Here is a 21,065-nt window from a genome sequence, read left to right on the forward strand (position 1 = left end):
CAGGGAAGGGACCGCTTCCATGACCAGTCCGACGCTCGCGGCCGAACCGACCGCGCCCGAATATCTCGCGGCCGTGACCTGGGCGGGTCAACATGACGGCCCGATTCTGCTCGAAGGCGGCAAGAAGGCGCTCTTCGCCGGAGGCTCGGACGCGCTGTCGGCAGGGGTCAAACAAAGCGCCGTCTTCGACTTCGACACGACCAAGTGGTCGGACCCCCTCACCCTCGGCACCGCGCGGCAACTGCACGCGCTGACCCCGTTGCCCGGCGGGAAAGCGCTCGTCACGGGCGGGATCAGCGCCGACGGCGGTCCCGCGCTCGCGACGGCCGAGCTGTTCGACCCGGGGACGGGCAAGTGGACGCCGGTCGCGACCCCGATGAAGACGGCGCGTTGGGGACACAGCGCGGTGCTCGTCGGCGGGAAGGTACTGGTGGCCGGGGGCAGCACGCTCCGGCCGGACGGGAAGGCCGTGGCGCTGCGCTCGGCCGAACTGTTCGACCCGGCGGGCACGGGATCCTGGGCGACGGCGGGGGAGATGACCGACGCGCGCACGGGCCACATCGCGGTGGTCCTCGGCAAGAAAGTCCTGGTGTGCGGCGGAAGTGTGCCGGTCGGCACGACGGAAGACCCGGCGCTGGCCTTTTGCGAGCTCTACGAGTCCGAAGCCGCGGCGGGCACTTCGCGATGGTCGCCCGCGGCGACCATGCGCCATCCCCGCAGCGGCCACACGGCGACGGCGCTGTCCGCCACCTCCGTGCTGGTCACCGGTGGCAAGGCGCCGGGAGTGACCGGAGACGGCGCGTTCGACCCGTTCGCGCGTGCTACCGCCGAAGTGTTCGACCTGATCGGCGCGGCGGGTTCGTGGAAGGACGCCAAACCACTGCCCGGTGGCCTGGCCTTCCATCGGGCCGTCGCGGTCGACGGGGGAGCCGTCGTCGTCATCGGGGGCGCCGACGACCTCGCGAACGAGGCCGGCTACCGCAGCGCCCTGCGATACGCGGCCGGTGAGTGGAAACCGTTGCCAGGGCTGGTCGAAGGACGGTGGGGCTTCGCCGCCGTCGCCGCCGGGAACACCGTCCTCGTCGTCGGCGGCGTCGCGCGGTCCGGGCAGGCGGCGGCCGGGCAGAAGACCGAGCTGACGAAGAGTTCCGAGAAGTTCGGAGGCGGTTCGTGAGCGCGAACGCCTACTCCTTCCTGCCGTGGTTGCGGACCGGGCTGACCACCCGGATCTCAGGTGACGCCGTCGGGCCGCGCGCGAGCATCCCGATCGGACTGAGACTGACCGGCGACGCGATCGAGGACGGAAAGCCCGCGCTGCTCCGCGAATTCACCCAATCGCTGCAGCTCTACGGGCCGGGTGACGTCGTCGGCGTCGATCCGCGAGCCGTCTCCCGCACCGAGCCGAGGCCGGGCATCACCAATTTCGAGCCGAACTTCCTGGCCCACATCGAGTTCTATGACGAGGACTTCCCCTGGCGCTACAGCCCCGCGAAACCGGACGACACGACGAAACGGCTGGCACCGTGGCTCGCGCTGGTCGTGCTGTCCGAGACCCCGGCCGAATTCGCGGACGGCCTCGTCCCGGACAAGCCGTTGCCGTTCATCACCGTGAAGAACCCGCAAGCGCTCCAACCGCCGGGCGAACTCGGCGCCTGGGCACACGTCCACGTCAACGGGGAACTCGACGGCAGGATCGCCGTCGAAGGCGAGGACATGGCGCGGACGCTGGGAAACCTGGCCCGGGTGCTACGCGAGGCACCGGACAGCGCCTGCTCGCGAGTGCTCTGCCCGCGGCATCTGAAGCCCGGCACGACCTACCACGCCTTCCTGGTGCCCGCGTTCGAAGCGGGCAGGCTCGCCGGGCTCGGTGAACCTGTTCCCGACGACCTGTCCGCGACGAAACCGAGCTGGGGCACCGGATCCGGCGATGTCGTGCTGCCGTACTACCACCGCTGGTCCTTCACGACGAGCACCGTCGGCGACTTCGAATTCCTCGTACGGCTGCTGAAGCCCTACGAGGCCGACGACCCGGTCGGCAGGCGTGACCTCGACGCGCACCGCAAGATCTACGACCTTCCCGAGCTCACCACCCCGACCCGGCCGTCCGGGGTGCTGAAACTCGGTGGAGCACTCCAGCTCCCCAAGACCGACGGTCATCCCGACGACTACGAGAACTGGGACGGCTACCACACCGAACAGGCCTCGCCGTACCCGAACCAGTGGCAGCGGGCGATGGCCGGATTCATCAATCTGGCCGACGCGTACCGGAAGAAGCCGCCGCAGGAGGCGAACGCCGAAGCTGGGGTCTCCGCGGTGGAGAACGAGCCCGATCCGGTGATCACCCCGCCGTTGTACGGCTGCTGGCCCGCGCTGACCCAGACCCTGCTGACCGAGAACGGGCAGCCGGTGGAGGCCGAGCGACTGCGCAACTGGGTGCACCGGCTCAATCTCGACCCGCGCCACCGCGTCGCCGCCCAGTTCGGCACGAAGGTCGTCCAGGCCCGGCAAGAGGAGTTCATGGCCGCCGCGTGGAACCAGCTCGGCGACATCCAGCGGGCGAACGCGCTCATCCGGGCCGCGCAGCTGGGCCGTCAGATCGGGAACGCGTTGCACGGCAAGCATGTCAAGCCGTACGCCCCCAGCACGGCGGCGCTTGACGACGGGCCCGTGCCTGCGAAGGCGCTGACGCTGACGGCACCGGCGCACGGGCGGGTGCTCGAACGAGCCACGACCGCGTTCGCCAGGGCCGCGGCGGAAGACGCCGAGCCGGAGCTGTTCGCCGTCGGGTACAAAGTGGACAGAAGCCGGGTCGCCGCCGCGCCGATGTCCGCGCCGATGCGCCGGATCACCCGGCCGGGTTCGAGGCTGCGCAAACGGTTGCTGACGGACGGGAACCGGTTCGACCTGCTGGTGGACCGGATCGACCGCGAGGAGGTCTTCGCCGCGCGGCCCAAGGTCGCGCCGCCGGTCACCACCGCTTCGTTCGGCATGGCCCGGCGCGTGGCCGCCGAACCCGTCGATGAGGCGCTCGGCGTGATCGAGACGATCGACGACATGCTCGACGGTCTGCGTGCGGAGAAGACCGTGCTGGAGAACCTGGTGGCGTCGATGAACCTGCCGGAGCGGCTGAGGCTCGCCATCGGTGCGGACACCGGCAAGGACCTGGTCGAGATCCTCGCCTACCCGGTGTTCGACATGCCGATGTACGAGGAATTGCTCAAGTTCTCGGTCGAGACCTTCGTGCCCAACATCGGGCTGCTGCCGGAGAACTCGATCACCCTGCTGGAGAACAACCGTCAGTTCATCGAGTCCTACCTGATCGGGCTCAACCACGAAATGGCGCGGGAAATGCTTTGGCGAGAGTTCCCGACCGACCAGCGCGGGACACCGTTCCGGCAGTTCTGGGACCCGCGGCCGGTGGTGTTGCAGCCAGGCGAGTCACGGGAGGCGTGGCGGGAAAGGCTCTACGACATCCCGCCGCTGCATCGCTGGGGCAAAACCGCGAAGCTCGGCGAGAACAACCACCGCCGTCTGCCGCCGAAGCCGGGTGAGAAGCAGGAGAAGGACCTCGTCCTGGTGATCCGCGGCGAACTGCTCAAGAAGTACCCCAACGTCTCGATCTACGCGCACAAGGCCGTCTGGCCGCTGAAGCGGGACGGCACTCCGGACATGTCCGGCGAGCGCACCATCGCGCCCGTCCCGGCGAACGTCCCGCTGAGCGACGACCTGGTACGCCTTCCGGTCTACGAAGCCAAAGTCTCCCCGGATCTCTACCTGCTCGGCTTCCCACTGAGCGAGCGAGAGGCCCGTTCCGGCGGTGCGGACGGGCTCGGCTGGTTCTTCGTGCTCAAGGAACGGCCCGGCGACCCGCGATTCGGCCTGGACGAACCACCGCCCGGCGAACTGCCCGAAGTCGAGGTCTGGAACGACGCCACCTGGGGGCACCTCGATCCGGGGAACCCCGGCAGCGGATTCGTGCGGTTCGATCGAGGGGTCGTGGTCCACCTCGACGAGCTCCTCGAAACAGAGGACCAGGAAAAGATCCGGCAGCGAGAGGACGACGAGTTCATCACCGAGTGGGCGCCCGGCGTCAGTGCCGCCGACGTCGCCTACATCCTTTTCCAGGCACCGGTCCTGGTGGCCGTGCACGCACAGGAGATGTTGCGGGATGCCCGACCTCAACCTTGATTTCCCGGTGCTGCTCGGACCGGTGCGGGTCGAAACCCGGTACGTGGGGCGAGAACTGCTCGTTCGGGTGTTCCCCGACGAGTGGTCCGTCGACAAGTTCGAGCCCAAACCGACCCGCGCCGAACTCGCCGCGCTGGACGCGTACCGGACCACCCTCTGGGCTTCCGGCGGCGCCCCGGCCGGCGAGCAGGCGGCGTGGCGGCAATTCGTCGCGCGTGTGCCCGCCGGACGGGCGGCCTGGCTGGCGCGGACCTACGAACCCGCCAATCCGGCCGACCGGCCGACCGGGGTCCCCGTCGGCACGGCGGTGCTCGTCGTCGTCACGCCGCGGCCTGTCGTGGCGGAAGACCGCCCGCCGACGGTGACGTACTGGACCGCTGTCTGGAGTGCGCACGGCGACCAGGAGAAGGTCCGGGACGCCGACATCGCGCTGATCGCCGCCGTCGGGGCCGCGCGGGCGAAAACGATCCGCGATCGTCGTCCGTCCGGTATGGACAGTGCGCCGTCGACGACGGGCAGCAAGGTGGTTGTGGCGTTCCTGGAACTCCCCCCGCTGCCACCGGGCGAGATCGCGGAGGAGTCCTGGACCGTGGCCGCGACGGCGAAACTGCTGCCGGACAAGTTCACCGCATACGGTTACGTCGGCGGCACCCGCGTGTTCGCCGCGAGCGGTGGGCCGGTCGAAGCCGAACTCGCGGTCAGCCCCGATCCGGGAACCGACAAGGACAAGCAGCTCAAGGTCACCGAGGTGACCGGTGCGCTGCGGATCCCGGACGCGCTGGCCTGGCTGACCGACTTCAAGGCGGCCGAAGACGTCGGGATGGGTATCCGGATCGGCCTGGAAACGTCCTTCGAACAAGGTCTCGACAGGCTCGTCGTGCTCGGCCTCCGTGAGCAGGCGACCCCGGAGAAGTCGGCGTCGGACTGGGGTGGGCTGCTCGCCGACCAGATCCGCACGCCCGCCGGGTTCGCCTTCCTCCCGCAGGGCACGCCGACGAACAACTCCGAGCAGGCGCCGGCGGGTCAGGATCCGAAGACCGAGGCCGAATCCGCGCTCGCGACGGCGACCGGGTTCGCGGCGGCCGCCGAGGACTGGACGACCAAGACCGACGGCGAGTGGTTCGCGGAACTGCTCGGCATCGACCCGGCGGTACTGGCCGGAGTGCCGAACGCCGAGGCCGCCGACCGCCGTGACGCCCGGGCGGCGCACACCGCGCTGTGGCCCGCCACCTGGGGCCACTACCTCACGGCGCTGCTCAACGGCGTGCTCACCGAGGAACAGCTCGCGCAGACACGGAAGTTCTTCCTGGAACACGTTTCCGGACGTGGCCCGCTACCCGTGGTCAAGATCGGCAGGCAGCCGTACGGGATCTTGCCCACGACGGTGTTCACCAAACTCGCCTTTCCCGCCACCGCACCGCATCGTGCGGCGCTGAACGAGGTGCTGAAGCAGGTGTCGGCGCACTGGGAGGCCGCGCTCGGGCGGGTCCAGTACCTCGACTCGCCCGGCGGCGACCCGCACCAGAAGCTCCTCGACATCCTCGCGCTGCACCCGACGTCGGCCGAGTACCACAGCCGCGACACCCAGAGCTTCGAAGATCCGCGATGGGTCGCCGAACTGACCACGACGCTGGCCCGGTTCGGGCACCACGACGGCGACCCCGACCTCCTGAAGCAGGTGTTCGAGGAGGAAGCGGAGCTCCTGCGCCTCCCGGTCGTCGACGACCGGCCACTGTCCGAAGTGGACAAGATCCGGTCGTACGCGCCGGAAGGAAACTACTTGGACTGGCTGGCCCACTACGGCGGAACCGACCTCGAAACGGTGCGCGAACAGGAGGGCTTCACCGACAACGTCCTGCCGGCCGCGTTGCTGTACCTGCTCGCGCGGCACGCCGTGCTCCTGGGCCCCGCCGCCGACCGGTCCGAGCAACTCGCCGCCGTCGACCTGCTCGCGGACCTGCCGACGGCCAGGCTGGAACGGGTGTTCGCCGAGCACCTCGACTGCGCCACCTACCGGCTCGACGCCTGGCGCCTCGGGCTGGTCAACGAGCGGCTGGCGGAGCTGCGCCGCGACCCCGCCGGTGGCGCGCCGAAACGAGGCCTGCACCTCGGGGCGTACGGCTGGCTGGAGAACATCACGCGCGGCCCGGCGCCGGCCACGAAATCGCTTCCCCCCGGCCTGCCCGCGATCTTCGGCTCGGAGCCGTTGCCGTACGACGAGAACAACGGCGGTTACGTCCACGCGCCGTCGCCCGCCCACGCCCGGACGGCGGCCGTGCTGCGGGCGGGTTTCCTCGCCAACGGCAAGCAACGCGTGGACAGCACGTTCGCGGTGAACCTGAGCTCGGACCGGGTCCGCGTCGCGGTGTCGCTGCTGGACGGGATGCGGCAGGGCCAGTCGCCCGGCGCGTTGCTGGGATACCGCTTCGAACGCGGGCTGCACGACCGGCGGATCGGGCTCGACAAGATCATCGCCGGGCTCCGGCTGAACTTTCCCTTGACGGCGAACAAGATCACCGAAACGGCTCCGCCGCCGGAGGGGCCGGGAGCGCCGACGAGCATCGAACAGGTCGACGCGGGCAACGTCGTCGACGGTCTCGCCCTGATCCGCCACCTGGAGACCCTGAAGAAGGACGAACGGGTCTACCCGTACAAGATCAAAGGTCTGCCCGAGGTCACCGACCCCGGCGAACTCGCGGACATCGGCATCGAGGTCGACGCCCTGATGAACGCGCACGACGCGCTGGCGGACCTCGTCGTCGCCGAGGGCGCGCACCAGGTGCTGCAAGGCAACACCGAACGCGCGGCCGCCACGCTGGACTCCTACGCGAAGGGCGGTGTCCTGCCCGAGCCCGCGGTGGTCGAAACGCCGCGCAGCGGGACCACGCTCACCCACCGGCTCGGGTTGCAGTTCACCCCCGGCCTCGGTCCCGACCACGGCGCGCCACCGCTGGGGCGGAACAACCCGCGGGCCAGGGCGGAACCGGCGGTCGACCAGTGGCTCGACGACGTGCTGCCCTCGCCGTCCGAGGTGGCCGCGCTGGTCACCTGGAAGGATCCCGCCCGTCCGGACGAGGCCGAGCCGGAGAGCCGTGTGGTGACCCAGGCCGAGGCCGGATTGCAGCGGCTCGACCTGCTGTGGGCGGTTCCGCCGGCGGAGAACGCGGAGGCGACCGACCTCGACGACCGGATCCTCGGCGTGGTCATCGAGAAGTCGCGTCCGCGTCCGGACGCGAAACTCGAAATCCACTACACGCGAAGGGTTCCCCGCAAGGTCGGCTTCTTCGAGCTGTCCCCGCTCATCGGTGCCCTGCGGTCGCTGCTGACGACGGCCAGGCCGCTGCGGCCGACCGACTTCGTCCCCGCCTCCGGTACCGCGAAGGTCGAGAGCATCGCCGACGAGGCCGTGTCGCTGAGCCGGGAACGCCAGGTCGCGGTACTGGAGTCACTGACGGACCTGGGTGGCGATGTGACCGAATTCCTGACCGACCTCGGCGCGCACTATCCGGACGGCGGCGAAATCCTCGACGAGATCGACGACTTCCTCGCCAGGTACGCGAAACTGGCCAAGGCCGCGGGCGACTTCGGTGTGGTGGTCAGCGGCTGGGGTGAGCTTTCGCTGTGGCGTGGTGGTGTGTTCACCGCCGTTCTCGACGCGGTCGCCGGGGTGGCGGCCAGGATGGGCCGCGCGCTCACGGCCGCGAACCTCCTGCTCGACCGGTACGAAGCCCTGCCTTCGTCCACATCGGACGGTGAACGGTTCAGGATCCTCGAACAGGCGGAGCGGTTGCTCGTCACCAAGCCGGAACCGCGTGAGCTGACGCCGTTCCGGATGCGGGTGCGGGTGCGTCAGGCGCGGACGAGGTTCGAGATCCGCCTCGACCGCTTGGCCGAGTTCAAGGAGACGTCGGAACCGACCTTGAGCGGACTGCTCGCCGCTGTGACGCGGCAGCTGCCGCTCACCGACATCGACCCGGCAGGCCTTTCGCTGAAGCCGTTCGAAGACCAGGTCGTCGCCTACGGCCGGGAACTGCTGGCACGAGCGGGAAAGCTCGAAACCGAGCTCATCGGTGAGGGCGGCCGGAAGCAGACCGCCGAGAAGCTGCTGGCGGTCCGCGACAAGGCCGTGACCGGGCCGGACCGGGTGCGGGCCGGCATCGACGTCCTCAAGGCGTTGCTCGGCGAGGACGTCCTGGTCGTGCCCGAATTCACGCCGTCCGAAGAGGTCCTCGACCGCTGGCGTGACGCGCGCGCCGACAGCCGGGAGCTGGTCGCTCACCTCAAGCCCGGCGACATCGACGACCCGAACGGCCGCGACTTCCCGGTGGACGACTGGCTGCACGGCATGGCCCGGGTCCGTGAAAAGCCGCGGCTGTGGGAGAAAACGGTGCAGCTGGCCGGTGCGTTGCTCGCCCCGGGCGGGCTGCTCGGCACCGAGATCCTCGGCTGGGAGGAACCGGTACTCACCCCTGTCCAGCTCCCGTACGTCGAGAACGACCACTGGCTGGCCATGGAATTCTTCGACCCGGCCAAGGTGGACGAGCAACTCGACCAGGACAGGCTGCTGTACACCGCGCACTACAAGGCATCGCTGGGCAACGACAGCCAATGCGGGCTCCTGCTCGACGAATGGACCGAAGTGATCCCCGCCGCCCGCGAGACCACCGGGATCGCGCTGCACTACGACGGCCCGGATTCCGAACCGCCGCAGACCATGCTGCTCGTCGTCCCGCCGAAACCGGAGCCTGGCGGGAACTGGACGCCGGAACTGCTCCTCGAGGCGATCACCGAAACCTTCGGCCTGGCGAAGATCCGCGCGGTCGAACCGGACCACCTCGCGGACACCGAACTGGGGCAGCTGCTCCCCGCCGTCGCGCATCGGAAGGCCACGTCATGACCGAACCGCCGTCGTTCACCAGGCTGGAGGGCAGGCCCCGCACCGTCGGCTTCGACCGGGCGCTGCGCGCCGAGGTCCGGGATCCTCTGTGGATGCTCACGCGGCAGTGGCAGCTCGGCGAGTTCCGCGGCGCGAACGCGGGGAGCCCGGTCACCGTGACCTACGCCGTCTCACCGTCACGTCCCACGCGGTTCCGGGCACCGCAGGGGCAACCACAGGACCTGGCCGGCGACCGTCCACTTGAGACTGTCGCGGAGCGGCGACGGCTGCCGCTCGCGTACGGCACCCCCGGGAGCGAGAAGGTCGCGTTCGATCTGCGGCTCGCGATCGGCCGCCACTGGCTGAAGCTGCTGGACTCCGCCGGGGGCCTGCTCGGCCAGGTGCTGGGGTTCAAGAAGTTCTACGTCGAGCGGTATCCCATCGCGCTGCCCGACGCCGCGCGGGCGGACGACGTCGCGAAGCTGGCGCATCCCGAGGTCTGGGCGACCATGCAGGCGATCTCCGGGCGCCGGATGGACGGCTACCTGTTCTACCAGCACCTCAAAGCCGGACGGGACGCCGACGAAGGGCTCGGTCTCGGCGCGATCCTGCACCGCCAGACGCTGCGGAAACTGGGAAAGCGCCTGGTGATCTGGTACGAGAAACTGATCGACCAGCCGGCGGCGGCCGACGCGACCTGGGATCCGGGCAGGCTCGAGCACCGGTTCTCGGTGGCCGCTTCGACGCCGGGCGGGGAGAAGAAGCTGGCCGCCCCCGAATATCCCGGCGGAACCCTGGAGTGGCACGCCTTTTCGGTCGACCCGAAGAATCCGCTCGGCGGGACGAAACCGCCGGAGCCGACGCTCACGCGGACGGTGTTCCCCGCCCCGGTCCGCTATTCCGGGATGCCGTTGCCGCGCTGGTGGGCGCAGGAGGACGGGAAGACCAACTTCGCCGCCGTCCGCCCGGACAGCACCGACCTGGCGCGGCTGGTCTTCCTCGAATTCGCCCTGGTGTTCTCCAACGACTGGTACCAGGTGCCGTGCGACCTCCCGGCGGGCACGTTGTCCAGGATCCAGGGACTGTTCGTCACCGACGTGTTCGGGGAGAAGCAGTGGATCACCCCGGCGGGCGACGGGCGCGACGAGGAGTGGAAACGCTGGTCGATGTTCACCCTGGACACCCTCGGCCCCGAGGACGTCCGGGCGGACACTGATCTCTTCCTCCCGCCGAGCGTGCCGAAGGTGACCGAAGGGCCCGCGCTGGAAGAGGTCCTGCTGATCCGCGACGAGAACGCGAACCTCGTCTGGGGTATCGAACAGACCGTGAGCACGCCCGCCGGCGAACCGCGCCGGGGAAGCGAGGCGGCCGCGGAGGTCACCACGTTCCGGCAGCGGCGGCACGACGCCGCTCCCGCCGAGGCCGCCGAAGACCCGCCGCGCGCGCCGATCTCGTACGTCGCGATGAACTCCGTGCCGGGGCACTGGATCCCGTTCATCGCGGTGCACGAACCGGGAGACAACCGCGAGGTCCGGTTGCAGCGGGCGGCCATGCCGAGCGTCGTCGACGCGACACCCGTGCGGCCGCGCACGAGCCTGCTCCGGGTGGGGCTCGACGAGCTCCCGGCCGGTGGGAAACCGCAGTACTTCGTCCACGAGGAGGAGGTGACCCGCGCGGGCACGCGAGTCACCCTGGCCTACAACCGGACACGCTGGCACGACGGGCGCGCCGTCGTCTGGCTCAGCGCGCGGCGAGGTGCCGGGAGGGGCGAGGGCTCCAGCGGGCTGGCGTTCGACCTGGCGGTGGACACGCCGCTCCCGCTCCCGCCCGCGCCGTGAAGTACATGAAGGACCCCTTCCTGTACCTAGGCGCAAGGAAGGGGTCCTTCATGTACTTCAGGAAAGGGTCAGCCGTTCGCGGCGATGTCCGCGAGGACCGCGGCGATGGTGCGGACCGGGACGCCGGTGCCGCCCTTGCCGGTGTAGCCCCACGGCCCGGCGGTGTTGAACGACGGGCCCGCGATGTCGATGTGCGCCCAGGGCAGGCCCTCGGTGACGAACTCGCGCAGGAAGATGCCCGCGGCGAGCATGCCGCCCCAGCGGTGCCCGGTGACGTTGGCCAGGTCGGCGAGGCGCGAGTCGAGCTCGGCGCGCAGTTCCTCCGGCAGCGGCATCGCCCAGCCGCCTTCACCGGTCGCCTGCGCGATCGAGGCGATCCGGTCGCGGAACTCGTCCGAGCCCATGACGCCGGCGGTACGGTTGCCGAGGGCGACGACCTGCGCGCCGGTCAGGGTCGAGGTCTCGATCAGGTAGTCGGGGTTCTCCTCGCCCGCGCGCACGATCGCGTCGGCCAGCACGAGACGGCCTTCGGCGTCGGTGTTGAGCACCTCGACGGTCTTGCCGCCGTACATGCTGAGCACGTCGCCCGGCCGGTACGAGGTGGCCGAGGGCAGGTTCTCCGCCAGCGGGATGTGCGCGACCACCTCGAGCGGGTACTTCAGCTTCGCGGCCAGCACCACGGAGGCGAGCACGGCGGCCGCGCCCGACATGTCCGAGGTCATGTGGTCCATGTTCGCGGCGGGCTTGATCGAGATGCCGCCCGAGTCGAAGGTGATGCCCTTGCCGACCAGCGCGACCTTCTTCGCCGCCTTCGCGGGTTTGTAGGCGACGCGCAGCAGGCGCGGCTGGCGGGCCGAGCCGCCGCCGACGCCGAGGATGCCGCCGAAGCCCTTGCGCTTGAGGGCCTTCTCGTCGAGGACCTCGAAGTCGAGGTTGTTCGCCTCGGCCAGCGTCTTCGCGCGGTCGGCGAAGGAGGCCGGGAACAGGTCGTTCGGCGGGGTGTTGATCAGGTCGCGGGCGATGATCACCGACTCCGCGATCAGGCCGGCGGCCTTCAGCGTCGCCTTGTGGTCCTTGGCGGTGCCCTCTTCGGGGCTCACGAAGTCCGCCTTGGCGAGCGGGCCGTCGCCCTTCTCGGAGCGGTACTCGGTGAAGGAGTACGCGCCGAGCGCGGTGCCCTCGACGGCGGCCTGGAGGTCGATCGCCGACAGCGTGACGAACGCGCGGTCGGTTCCGTTCAGCGCCCGCGCGGCGGCACCCGCGCCCCGGCGGACCTGCTCGGCGGTGACGCCGTCGGCGCCTGCCTTGCCGAGGCCGACCGCCAGTACGACACCGGCGGGCAGCTTGCCCAGCGTCGGTACCTTGACGACCTCGTCGGCCTTGCCGGACGCGCCGAGGCTGCCGAGGACTTCGGCGAGCTTGCCGTCGAAGGCGGCATCGGCGACAGAGGCGCCGGCGGCGAGCGCCAGGCCGTCCTCACCCTGCAGGGTTCCGATGACGACGACGTCGGCGCGCGTCTTGGCAAGCGCCGCTTCGGCGTTCTCGGTCAGGGCAAGCTTCGGCACGGTCACTTCTGGCTCCTCGCGCGTTCGCGGTGGTACCGGGCGGTCGCCCGGTTGGATCGTGAGCCATGCTAATGACAGCGGGACCTGGGGTAACAGCGGGGCCGACCGGGTCACTCGGTGTAAAGGAAGGGAGACGGCGTGCGGCTGGCGGGCGGGCTGCTCATCGCACTGGCGGTGGGCACCTCCGGAGCGGACTACTGGGTACTCGTCGCCGCCGTGTTCGCGGCCGTGGTCGCCGTCGCGGCCGAGGCGCTGCTGCCACCGGTGGGCGACACCCGGCCCGAGCGGATCGCGAGCTCCGTTTCGCGGCTGGGCCTGGTCTTGGTCCTCGCGACGACGTTCGGTCAGTACCTCTTCCCGTCCGCGCCGGGAGCCGCCGCCGCGGTGTTCGCCGTCGTCGTGGCCGTCGCCGACCTGGCGGGTGTCCGCCTCGGTGACTACGCCGCCCGCTGGGTCACCGGCCTGTCGCTGGCCGCGGCCGTGTCCCTGATCGCGATCTGCGTCGGCATCCCGCCGCTGGCGCAGTTCATCGCGCCGGACCCGCCGTCCGTGCCAGGACTCGGCCTCGCCGTGCTGGTGTTGCTGCCGTTCCTGCTGCCCCGCCGTCCCGGCGCGGGCCGCGCGGCCGCGGTGGGCGCCGTGGCCGTGTCGATCACCGCCGTCGCCCTCTACCAGCTCGGACCGATCCGGCTGGGGCTCTCCGCGACGTCGTTCCGCGAGCTCCTCGCCGCGGCCGACGCGGTCTCGCTGCTGCCGGTGCTGACCGTGGTGGTCGCCGTGGCGACCGTGCCCGTCGCGGTGGACGCCTTCACCGACGGCCGGGAGCGGCTTTCCCCGGAACGTCCGAAGGCGACACTCGCTTGTGGACTGATCGTGGCCGTCGCGGCCGCCTTCGCTGGGCCGGTCGTGGCCCTCGGGCTCGCGGGAGTGGGAACGCTCGCCGAACTGGTTCTGCGGGTCCGCGCCCGTCGGTACCGTGCAAGGCGTGCGTGATCCTCACTGGACCCCGGGCGACACGGTCGTCGAACGCTTCCTGCGACCGGACGGCTCGATCGGCCAGCACCACCCGCTGCGCGTCCTCGCCGACGACGGCACCGTGCTGCTCGGCTGGCTGCCCGCGGACACCCCGATCATCGGAAGCAGGCTCGCCGACGGACGGCTCTTCCGCGAGGCGCCCTTGGCGGAGCGGTTCCGGGTGCCGAGGGTGCGGGTGGCCGACTTCTGGCGCGACACCTCGACGCTGCGCCGCATCGCCGACGACGAATGGTCGTCGGTCTGGTGGTTCTTCGACGCCGAGGGCCGCTTCCTGAACTGGTACGTCAACCTCGAGGTCCCGCTGGGGCGCACACCGTCCGGACCCGACCGGATCGACGGCATCCTCGACGTCGCCGTCCAGCCCGGCGGACGCTGGCAGTGGAAGGACGAGGACGAGGCGGAAGAGGCCGTCCTCGCCGGCCGCATCACCGCCGGTCAGCTCGAGCGGCTGCGCGCCGAGGGCGAGCGGATCGGGGCACTGGCGGACGCCGGGCGTTTCCCCTTCGACGGGACGTGGACCGACTTCCGGCCGGAACCGGACTGGCCGGCGCCCGCCCTGCCCGAGGGGTTGCTCTAGCTCACCTGGAGGAGCAGGAGCAGCACCAGCACGACGTTGATCACCGTGAGGATGACCACCGACTTGGTGGACAGCTCGCGCGGGAACACCTTGCCGTGGATGCTTTTCCACCAGAAGATGCCGAAACCGCCGGCGACCAGGCCGAGGAACGCGCCGAAGCCGCTGTCGAGCAGGGCCCAGCCGTCCATCATCAGCACGCCGGTGCCGAAGGTCAGCAGTACCGCGGTCGCGAACGTCTTGATGTCGGGCCCCGCGCCGGAGGTGGCAGGTTTGGCAGGCTGGGTGGGCTGCATGGGGTTTAGCGTCACGCCGCCATCCTAGGGGCGCGAGGCCCCGCGTGTTCGTCCCGACGGACAGATCGCGGAAGGTAAAGATATGCGGACGTCCGACTAACGTGGGTCCGACCAAGCGTTATCGTCTTAGTCATGACGACCTCGACGCAGTTCACCCACCTCCCGCACCCGAGCCCCGCGAGCCCGGAACGCGTCGCGGACGTATTGGCCGCACCCGGCTTCGGCCTGCACTTCACCGACCACATGGTGACCGTGAAATGGAGTGCCGAGCAGGGCTGGCACGACGCCACAGTCGGGCCGTACGCGCCCTTGACGCTCGACCCGGCGACCTCCGTGCTGCACTACGGCCAGGCCATCTTCGAGGGGCTCAAAGCCTACCGCCAGCCGGACGGCACGATCGCCGCGTTCCGGCCCGACGCGAACGCGATCCGGTTCCGCAACTCGGCCGAGCGCCTCGCCATGCCGCAGCTGCCGGTGGAGGTCTTCCTCGACTCGATCCGCGAGCTCGTCGCGGTCGACTCCCGCTGGGTCCCGACCAAGCCGGGCGAGTCGCTGTACCTGCGGCCGTTCATGATCTCCACCGAAGCCGGGCTCGGCGTCAACCGGCCCGCGAACGAGTACCTCTACGCGCTGATCGGCTCGCCCGCGGGCTCGTACTTCTCCGGTGGCGTGAAGCCGGTGAGCGTGTGGCTCTCGACCGAGTACGTGCGCGCCGTCCCCGGCGGCACCGGTGAGGCGAAGTGCGCCGGCAACTACGCGGCGTCCTTCGTCGCGCAGGCGCAGGCCGTGGAGAAGGGCTGCGACCAGGTCGTGTGGCTCGACGCCGTCGAGCGGCGCTGGGTCGAGGAGATGGGCGGGATGAACCTGTTCTTCGTCTTCGGCTCCGGCGACGAGGCCCGCGTAGTGACCCCGGAACTGACCGGCTCGCTGCTGCCGGGCGTGACCCGCAAGTCGCTGCTGGAGCTGGCGAAGTCCTTCGGGCACCAGGTCGAGGAGCGGCGCGTCTCCACCGACGAGTGGGAGAAGGCGGCGGCTTCCGGCGAGCTGACCGAGGTGTTCGCCTGCGGGACCGCGGCGGTCATCACCCCGGTCGGGCACGTGAAGCACGCGAGCGGCGAGTTTTCCGTCGCGGGCGGGCAGCCCGGCGAGCTGACGATGAAGCTGCGCGGCGCCCTGACCGGGATCCAGGAGGGCACCCGGCCCGCTCCGGAAGGCTGGATGTACCCGCTGGGCTGATCCGCCCGGCCGGCGAGTCCGTGAAGGCCTCCTTCACGGACTTATGCCTTCCTGTGCCACGCCCGGCCCCGGCCGATGCTATGAAGGACGCTTTCATTGCAAATTTTGCTATGAAAGCGTCCTTCATTGCAGCCCGGAGTGGGCCCGGCGGCGTGAAGAGCGTCAGGTGGCGGGGGCCTCGATCAGCGGCCCGCTCACCCCGGCCTGCTCGTGCGTGGCCATCTCCGCGAGCACCCGCGTCGCCATGAACACCAGCGGCAGCGCCGCGACCGCGCCCGTCCCCTCGCCGAGGCGCACGTCCAGATCGAGGATCGGCTCCAGGTCGAGGTGCTCCAGCGCCAGCGCGTGCGCGGGTTCGCCGCCGCGCTGACCGGCGGCCCACCACTGCCGGGCGCCGGGGACGAGTTCCTCGGCGACCAGCGCGGCCGCGGAGGCCACCAGGCCGTCCAGGATCACGGGCGTCTTCCGGAGCGAAGCCTGCGCGAGGAATCCCGCCATCGCGGCGATGTCGGCGCCGGCGGCGGTGCGGAGCAGCGCGACCGGGTCGGCCAGCACGGTCCGCGCCCGCCGCAGCGCGTCGCGGACGGCCGCGGCCTTGCGCATCCAGGCGTTGTCGTCGATACCAGAGCCGCGGCCGACGACGGCCACCGGTTCGCTGCCGGTCAGCGCCGCGACCAGTACCGAGGCGGGGGTGCTGTTCCCGATCCCGAGGTCGCCCGCGATGAGCAGATCGGCCCCGCCGTCGACCTCGGCGTCGGCGATCGCCCGGCCCGCGCGGACGGCGGCACGCGCCTCCTCGTCGGTCAGCGCGTCCTCGACGTCGATCGAGCCGGACCCGCGCCGCACCTTGAACTCGCCGATCGACCGCGTGGCGGGGGCGTCGCTGTCGACGGCCATGTCGACGACGCGGACGCTCGCGCCCGCCGAGGCCGCCAGCACGTTGATGGCCGCGCCTCCGGTCAGCATGCTGCCGACGAGCTGCGCGGTGACCTCGCCCGGGTACGCCGAGACGCCCTTCGCGGCGATGCCGTGGTCTCCGGCGAACACCACGACCCGTGGCCGGGTGAACGGACGCGGCGGCGACTGCCCCTGGCAGGCCGCGACCCACACGCCCAGGTCTTCGAGCCTGCCCAGTGACCCGGCCGGTTTGATCAGTTTCGAGTGCAGGGCGATCGCCGCCGAGCGCGCGTGTTCATCAGGCTGCTCGACTTCGGCGAACTCGAGGATATCGTCGTCCAACGCCCTGCCCCTTCGGATCGCTTCGGTGGCCGCGCCCAACCTACCCACCCGCCTGTGCCAGAGTTGCCTGTGGCTCAAACGAAGGCCGCCGGGGTGGTGCTCGCGAGCGGAGCGGGCACCCGGGTCGGCGCCAAGCTCAACAAGGTGTACCTGCCGGTTGCGGGCAAACGGGTCGTCGCGTGGTCTCTCGACGCCTTCGCCCGCGTGCCCGGTATCGACGTGCTCGTACTGGTCATCCGGCCGCAGGACACCGAACTCGCGCGGGAGGTGCTCGCCGCGCATCCGGGCGAGGTCGAACTCGTCCACGGCGGCGCGACGCGCCAGGGTTCGGAGCTGAACGCCTTGCGCCACTTGACTTCCCGTATCGAGAGCGGCGAGATCGACGCGGTACTGCTGCACGACGCGGCTCGTCCGCTCGTCACCCCGGAACTGATCGCGGACGTCCTCGCCGACACCCGGCGGTACGGGGGAGCGGTGCCCGGGATCGCGGCCGACGACATCGTGCGCGTGGACGGCGACACCGTTTCCGGCGCGCTGCCCGGCGCGATCCGCGTGCAGACACCGCAGGGTTTCCGCGCCGCCCCGTTGCTCGAGGCGTACGAAACGGCCGAGCGTGAGGGTTTCGTCGGCACGGACACGTCTTCGTGCATGGAAAGGTTCTCCGCGCTGCCGGTGCGGTGGGTTCCGGGCAGCGCGGAGAACCTCAAGATCACCTACCCGCACGACCTCGTTGTCGCCGAGCAGGTGATCGGCCGAGGTTAGGGATCTCCCTGGTCGGCCTTGGTCGGTATGGCGGGCAGGACGGCGACCGGCCGGCGCGCCTCCATCGGGATCACGCAGTCCGGATGTGGTTGCAGCAACTGGATCGGCGCGGCGGCGTCGCCGGGAGCCGGGATCGTGAGCACCGCGCGCAGGGTCCAGTCGGCCGTCGAGTGGTACTGCCAGGAGACGAGTGCAGGCCGGAAGACGTCCGTGTCGGCGAGGGTGGTGACGCGGAAGGCGCTCGCCCGTTCCTCGCCGCGGAGGATGAGGACGTCGGCGCAGGTGTCCCACTGGAACACCGCGGCACAGACCTCCGGTTCCTCCCGGGGACCGAAGATGTAGACGACCCACCGGCGTCTTCGAAGCTCTTCGAGCAGTTCGTCGATGCTCAGGTGGTTCATCGAGCCCCCTAACGGGTTTCGGGAACTCTGCGGAGAGTAACAGGTGTACTAGAGCACCGTCCAGAATGTGTACTAGTACGTAATAATGGGGTGTGAGCAGGATCCTTGGTGCTCGCCCATTGGTGTGCTAGAACGCTTGTGCGCACCGCGCGACCTTGTGAGGAGTCACCTTGCCCGCCGTCGATCGACCCGAACCGCCGTATCTCCAGATCGCGGGAAGCATTCGCGACGACATCGTTTCGGGCAGGCTCAAGGAAGGCGACACGGTCCCGTCCGCGCGAGAGATCGCCAGGAACTGGAACGTCGCGATGGCGACGGCGATGAAGGTGCTCTCGACGCTCCGCGCCGAAGGTCTGGTCCGCGCGAAACGCGGCATCGGGACAGTGGTGCAGACCAGGGCGCTGCACCACTCCGCGCACGATCGGACGATCTCGATCGCGCGAACCGGCAAGGTCTATCCATCGGGCCACTACGCGAAAATCCGCGAAGCAGGCCTTCTGCCCGCACCGGACCGGGTGGCGGGCGCGCTCGGAATCGATGAAGGTACTCCGGTGATCCGTCGGCGACGGACCACGTATGCGGGCGAAGGCCGGCCGGTGTCGACGTCGGTCTCGTGGTTCGACGGCGCTGTCGCGGCGAAGGCTCCTTTGCTGTTCGAGCCGGTGCGGATCGTCGAAGGCACGGTCAAATACGTGGCGGACCGGACAGGTCGCGTTCTGGCTTCGACTCATTCTCAGCACGCCGCGGGGCTGGCGGGTGCCGAGGAGGCGGCGGAACTCGGCGTGGCCGAAGGTTCGGCGATTCTGTTGAGTCGCAACAGGTTCTTGTCCGCCGAGGGTGACGTACTCGAGTACGGCGAATCGGCGGCCTTGCCGGACCACTGGATTTTTTACGAATACAACATCGAGGACGGGGCATGAAGCACATTCACGCGGGTAAGGTCCGGGACCTTTACGAAATCGACGGCGACATTCTGCTCGTCGCGTCGGATCGCGTTTCGGTCTACGACGTCTCGCTGCCGACCCCGATCCCGGACAAGGGCGCCCTGCTGAACCAGCTTTCCGCCTGGTGGTTCGAAAAGCTGGCCGACGTGGTGCCGAACCACGTCCTCTCCACGACCGACGTCCCCGCCGAATTCGCCGGGCGCGCCACGCGCTGCAAGCCACTGAAGATGATCCAGGTCGAATGCATCGCGCGCGGCTATCTCACCGGTCTCGGAATGCGCGAATACCAGCGTGACGGCAAGGTCTCCGGGGTCGAACTGCCCGCCGGTCTCGTCGAGGCCGACAAGCTGCCCGAGCCGATCTTCACGCCCACCACGAAGATCTCCGACACCGGCCACGACGAGTTCATGACCTTTGCCGACGTCGTGAACGACATCGGCAGGGAGACCGCGGACCGCATCCGCGACCTGACACTCGAGGTCTATACCAAGGGCGCGGAGCACGCGGCGAAGAACGGCATCATCATCGCCGACACCAAGATCGAATTCGGCTTCGACGCCGACGGCGTACTGACACTCGGGGACGAGGTCCTCACTTCGGACTCGTCGCGTTTCTGGCCCGCCGACGACTACGAGCCCGGACGGACGCAGCACGCGTTCGACAAGCAGTTCGTCCGCGACTGGTCCACGACCACCGGCTGGGACAAGACACCGCCCGGTCCCGCCATCCCGGACGAGATCGTCGAGGCGACCCGCAAGCGCTACACCGAGGTCTACGAACGGATCACCGGGAAGACCTGGATTCCCGGTGGTGGTCATGCCTGAACAGCAGGTCTACGACCCGTACCGGCTGATCGACGACGTCGAGGGCCTGCTGATCCAGCGCGGCCACCGGCCGGAGCGGCTCGACGGCCGGACCGGTGACCGGGTCGCCGGCGCGAGCAGGTTGTTGCGGGGCTTGGGAATCGATCCCTTGCGCGCCCCCGGCGACGCCCTCGACCTCGACGGTCAGATCGCGTACCAGTCCCGGGTGCACGGCGACTGACGCAATTAGTCACCTACTTGCGCGGAAAAGCGTGCGCAAGTAGGTGACTAATTGCGGGGGGATCAGGGGGAGCGGGTCAGCGTCGGGTCGGTCTCGGTGACGCCGTCGAGGGCCTCGTCGATCGCGGCGAGCAGATCCGCGTCCAGCTTCACGCCGGCCGCCTTGACGTTCTCGTGCACCTGCTCCGGCCGCGAGGCCCCGATGATGGCCGAGGCGACGTTCGGGTTCTGCAGCACCCACGCCACGGACAGCTGTGCCATCGTCAGGCCCGCCTTGTCCGCGATCGGCTGAAGCCGCTGGACGCGCTCGAGGACGTCGTCGTTGAGGAAACGGGCGACCATGTTGGCGCCGCCCTTGTCGTCGGTCGCGCGGGAGCCCTCGGGCAGCGGCTGACCGGGCTTGTACTTGCCGGTGAGCACGCCCTGCGCGATCGGCGACCAGACGATCTGGCTGAGGCCCTCACGCTCGGAAGCCGGGATGACCTGGGCCTCGATGACCCGCCACAGCGCGTTGTACTGCGGCTGGTTCGAGATGAGGGGCACCTTCAGCTCGCGGGCGATCGCCGCGCCCTGGGTGATCTGCTCGGCGGTCCACTCGGAGACGCCGACGTAGAGCACCTTGCCCTGGCGGACCAGGTCGGCGAAGGCGAGGAAGGTCTCTTCGAGCGGGACGGTCCGGTCGAACCGGTGCGCCTGGTAGAGGTCGACGTAGTCGGTGTCGAGGCGCTTCAGCGAAGCGTTCGCCGACTCGATGATGTGCTTGCGGCCGAGGCCCTGGTCGTTGGGACCCTTCGGGCCGGTCGGCCAGTAGACCTTGGTGAAGATCTCCAGGCTTTCGCGGCGCAGGCCCTTCAGTCCGCGGCCGAGCACCGATTCGGCGGCCGTGTTCGCATACGCGTCGGCCGTGTCGAAGGTCGTGATGCCGACGTCGAGCGCCGCCTTGATGCAGGACTGGGCCTGGTCCTCCTCCACCTGGGACCCGTGGGTGAGCCAGTTGCCGTACGAGATCTCACTGACATTGAGGCCGCTGCGGCCCAGTCGTCGAAACTCCATGGGCGCGACTCTACC

The 21,065-nt window shown here is 69.9% G+C and carries 16 protein-coding genes; 11 read left to right on the forward strand and 5 right to left on the reverse strand.

Annotated features, from left to right (window positions below):
- Window positions 1-19 precede the first annotated feature (19 nt).
- Genes DL990_RS40390 through DL990_RS40405 form a run of 4 tightly spaced genes read left to right on the forward strand, consistent with a single transcriptional unit; the run spans window position 20 to window position 10,902 of the window.
- A complete protein-coding gene (locus DL990_RS40390; protein WP_125801819.1) occupies window positions 20-1,174 on the forward strand; it encodes a kelch repeat-containing protein in 1,155 nt (384 codons plus the stop codon).
- Complete coding sequence (locus DL990_RS40395; RefSeq protein WP_125801820.1) at window positions 1,171-4,188, forward strand: hypothetical protein; 3,018 nt, start codon at window positions 1,171-1,173, stop codon at window positions 4,186-4,188. The genes DL990_RS40390 and DL990_RS40395 overlap by 4 nt, the downstream gene beginning before the upstream one ends.
- Entirely contained in the window at window positions 4,169-9,085 is a 4,917-nt protein-coding gene (locus tag DL990_RS40400) for a hypothetical protein (protein WP_125801821.1), read from the forward strand. The genes DL990_RS40395 and DL990_RS40400 overlap by 20 nt, the downstream gene beginning before the upstream one ends.
- Window positions 9,082-10,902 carry a hypothetical protein gene (locus DL990_RS40405; RefSeq protein ID WP_125801822.1) on the forward strand — a complete coding sequence of 607 codons (1,821 nt, stop codon included), beginning with the start codon at window positions 9,082-9,084 and terminating at the stop codon, window positions 10,900-10,902. Before DL990_RS40400 ends, DL990_RS40405 begins: the two co-directional genes overlap by 4 nt.
- 68 nt (window positions 10,903-10,970) lie before the next feature.
- Here the strand turns inward: DL990_RS40405 and DL990_RS40410 are convergent, their stop codons facing one another.
- Complete coding sequence (locus DL990_RS40410) at window positions 10,971-12,473, reverse strand: leucyl aminopeptidase (protein ID WP_125787934.1); 1,503 nt, start codon at window positions 12,471-12,473, stop codon at window positions 10,971-10,973.
- Between the two features lie 132 nt (window positions 12,474-12,605).
- On the opposite strand from DL990_RS40410, the gene DL990_RS40415 reads away from it, so the two are divergent.
- A complete protein-coding gene (locus DL990_RS40415) occupies window positions 12,606-13,460 on the forward strand; it encodes a hypothetical protein (RefSeq protein ID WP_125801823.1) in 855 nt (284 codons plus the stop codon).
- On the forward strand, window positions 13,453-14,079 hold the full coding sequence (locus tag DL990_RS40420) for a DUF402 domain-containing protein (protein ID WP_125787932.1): 627 nt from the start codon (window positions 13,453-13,455) through the stop codon (window positions 14,077-14,079). The genes DL990_RS40415 and DL990_RS40420 overlap by 8 nt, the downstream gene beginning before the upstream one ends.
- Here DL990_RS40420 and DL990_RS40425 read toward each other — a convergent pair.
- Entirely contained in the window at window positions 14,076-14,387 is a 312-nt protein-coding gene (locus tag DL990_RS40425; RefSeq protein WP_125787931.1) for a hypothetical protein, read from the reverse strand. The two genes, DL990_RS40420 and DL990_RS40425, sit on opposite strands and share 4 nt — an antisense overlap.
- Before the next feature lie 117 nt (window positions 14,388-14,504).
- On the opposite strand from DL990_RS40425, the gene DL990_RS40430 reads away from it, so the two are divergent.
- On the forward strand, window positions 14,505-15,608 hold the full coding sequence (locus tag DL990_RS40430; protein WP_125787930.1) for a branched-chain amino acid aminotransferase: 1,104 nt from the start codon (window positions 14,505-14,507) through the stop codon (window positions 15,606-15,608).
- A 162-nt stretch (window positions 15,609-15,770) separates the two neighbouring features.
- On the opposite strand, the gene cobT is transcribed toward DL990_RS40430, so the two are convergent.
- Entirely contained in the window at window positions 15,771-16,847 is a 1,077-nt protein-coding gene (gene cobT, locus DL990_RS40435) for a nicotinate-nucleotide--dimethylbenzimidazole phosphoribosyltransferase (RefSeq protein WP_125787929.1), read from the reverse strand.
- Window positions 16,848-16,940: 93 nt separating this feature from the next.
- Here cobT and DL990_RS40440 point away from each other — a divergent pair, with 93 nt between their 5' ends.
- The gene (locus tag DL990_RS40440) at window positions 16,941-17,609 is read left to right on the forward strand and encodes a 2-C-methyl-D-erythritol 4-phosphate cytidylyltransferase (RefSeq protein WP_125801839.1); all 669 of its coding nucleotides are present in this window, start codon (window positions 16,941-16,943) and stop codon (window positions 17,607-17,609) included.
- Here DL990_RS40440 and DL990_RS40445 read toward each other — a convergent pair.
- On the reverse strand, window positions 17,606-18,010 hold the full coding sequence (locus DL990_RS40445) for a hypothetical protein (protein ID WP_125787928.1): 405 nt from the start codon (window positions 18,008-18,010) through the stop codon (window positions 17,606-17,608). The two genes, DL990_RS40440 and DL990_RS40445, sit on opposite strands and share 4 nt — an antisense overlap.
- Before the next feature lie 170 nt (window positions 18,011-18,180).
- Between DL990_RS40445 and DL990_RS40450 the strand changes: the two genes are divergently transcribed.
- The 3 genes from DL990_RS40450 to DL990_RS40460 are packed head-to-tail and all read left to right on the forward strand — an operon-like array spanning window position 18,181 to window position 19,998.
- Window positions 18,181-18,930 (forward strand): GntR family transcriptional regulator, encoded by a 750-nt coding sequence (locus DL990_RS40450; RefSeq protein WP_125787927.1) that lies wholly within the window; start codon window positions 18,181-18,183, stop codon window positions 18,928-18,930.
- Window positions 18,927-19,778 (forward strand): phosphoribosylaminoimidazolesuccinocarboxamide synthase, encoded by an 852-nt coding sequence (locus tag DL990_RS40455; RefSeq protein ID WP_125787926.1) that lies wholly within the window; start codon window positions 18,927-18,929, stop codon window positions 19,776-19,778. The genes DL990_RS40450 and DL990_RS40455 overlap by 4 nt, the downstream gene beginning before the upstream one ends.
- A complete protein-coding gene (locus tag DL990_RS40460) occupies window positions 19,771-19,998 on the forward strand; it encodes a hypothetical protein (protein WP_039795309.1) in 228 nt (75 codons plus the stop codon). Before DL990_RS40455 ends, DL990_RS40460 begins: the two co-directional genes overlap by 8 nt.
- A 62-nt stretch (window positions 19,999-20,060) precedes the next feature.
- Here the strand turns inward: DL990_RS40460 and DL990_RS40465 are convergent, their stop codons facing one another.
- Window positions 20,061-21,050: an aldo/keto reductase family protein gene (locus tag DL990_RS40465; RefSeq protein WP_125787925.1), complete on the reverse strand. Its 990-nt coding sequence runs from the start codon at window positions 21,048-21,050 to the stop codon at window positions 20,061-20,063.
- Window positions 21,051-21,065 lie beyond the last annotated feature (15 nt).

The sequence above is a fragment of the Amycolatopsis sp. WAC 01416 genome (assembly GCF_003947485.1).
Lineage (GTDB): Bacteria > Actinomycetota > Actinomycetes > Mycobacteriales > Pseudonocardiaceae > Amycolatopsis.

Bases quoted from the DNA above. Each gene is read 5' to 3' on its own strand.
- DL990_RS40390 (WP_125801819.1), top strand. From the start codon at position 20: ATGACCAGTCCGACGCTCGCGGCCGAACCGACCGCGCCCGAATATCTC.
- DL990_RS40400 (WP_125801821.1), top strand. From the start codon at position 4,169: ATGCCCGACCTCAACCTTGATTTCCCGGTGCTGCTCGGACCGGTGCGG.
- DL990_RS40405 (WP_125801822.1), top strand. From the start codon at position 9,082: ATGACCGAACCGCCGTCGTTCACCAGGCTGGAGGGCAGGCCCCGCACC.
- DL990_RS40430 (WP_125787930.1), top strand. From the start codon at position 14,505: ATGACGACCTCGACGCAGTTCACCCACCTCCCGCACCCGAGCCCCGCG.
- DL990_RS40445 (WP_125787928.1), bottom strand. From the start codon at position 18,010: ATGAACCACCTGAGCATCGACGAACTGCTCGAAGAGCTTCGAAGACGC.
- DL990_RS40455 (WP_125787926.1), top strand. From the start codon at position 18,927: ATGAAGCACATTCACGCGGGTAAGGTCCGGGACCTTTACGAAATCGAC.
- DL990_RS40460 (WP_039795309.1), top strand. From the start codon at position 19,771: ATGCCTGAACAGCAGGTCTACGACCCGTACCGGCTGATCGACGACGTC.
- DL990_RS40465 (WP_125787925.1), bottom strand. From the start codon at position 21,050: ATGGAGTTTCGACGACTGGGCCGCAGCGGCCTCAATGTCAGTGAGATC.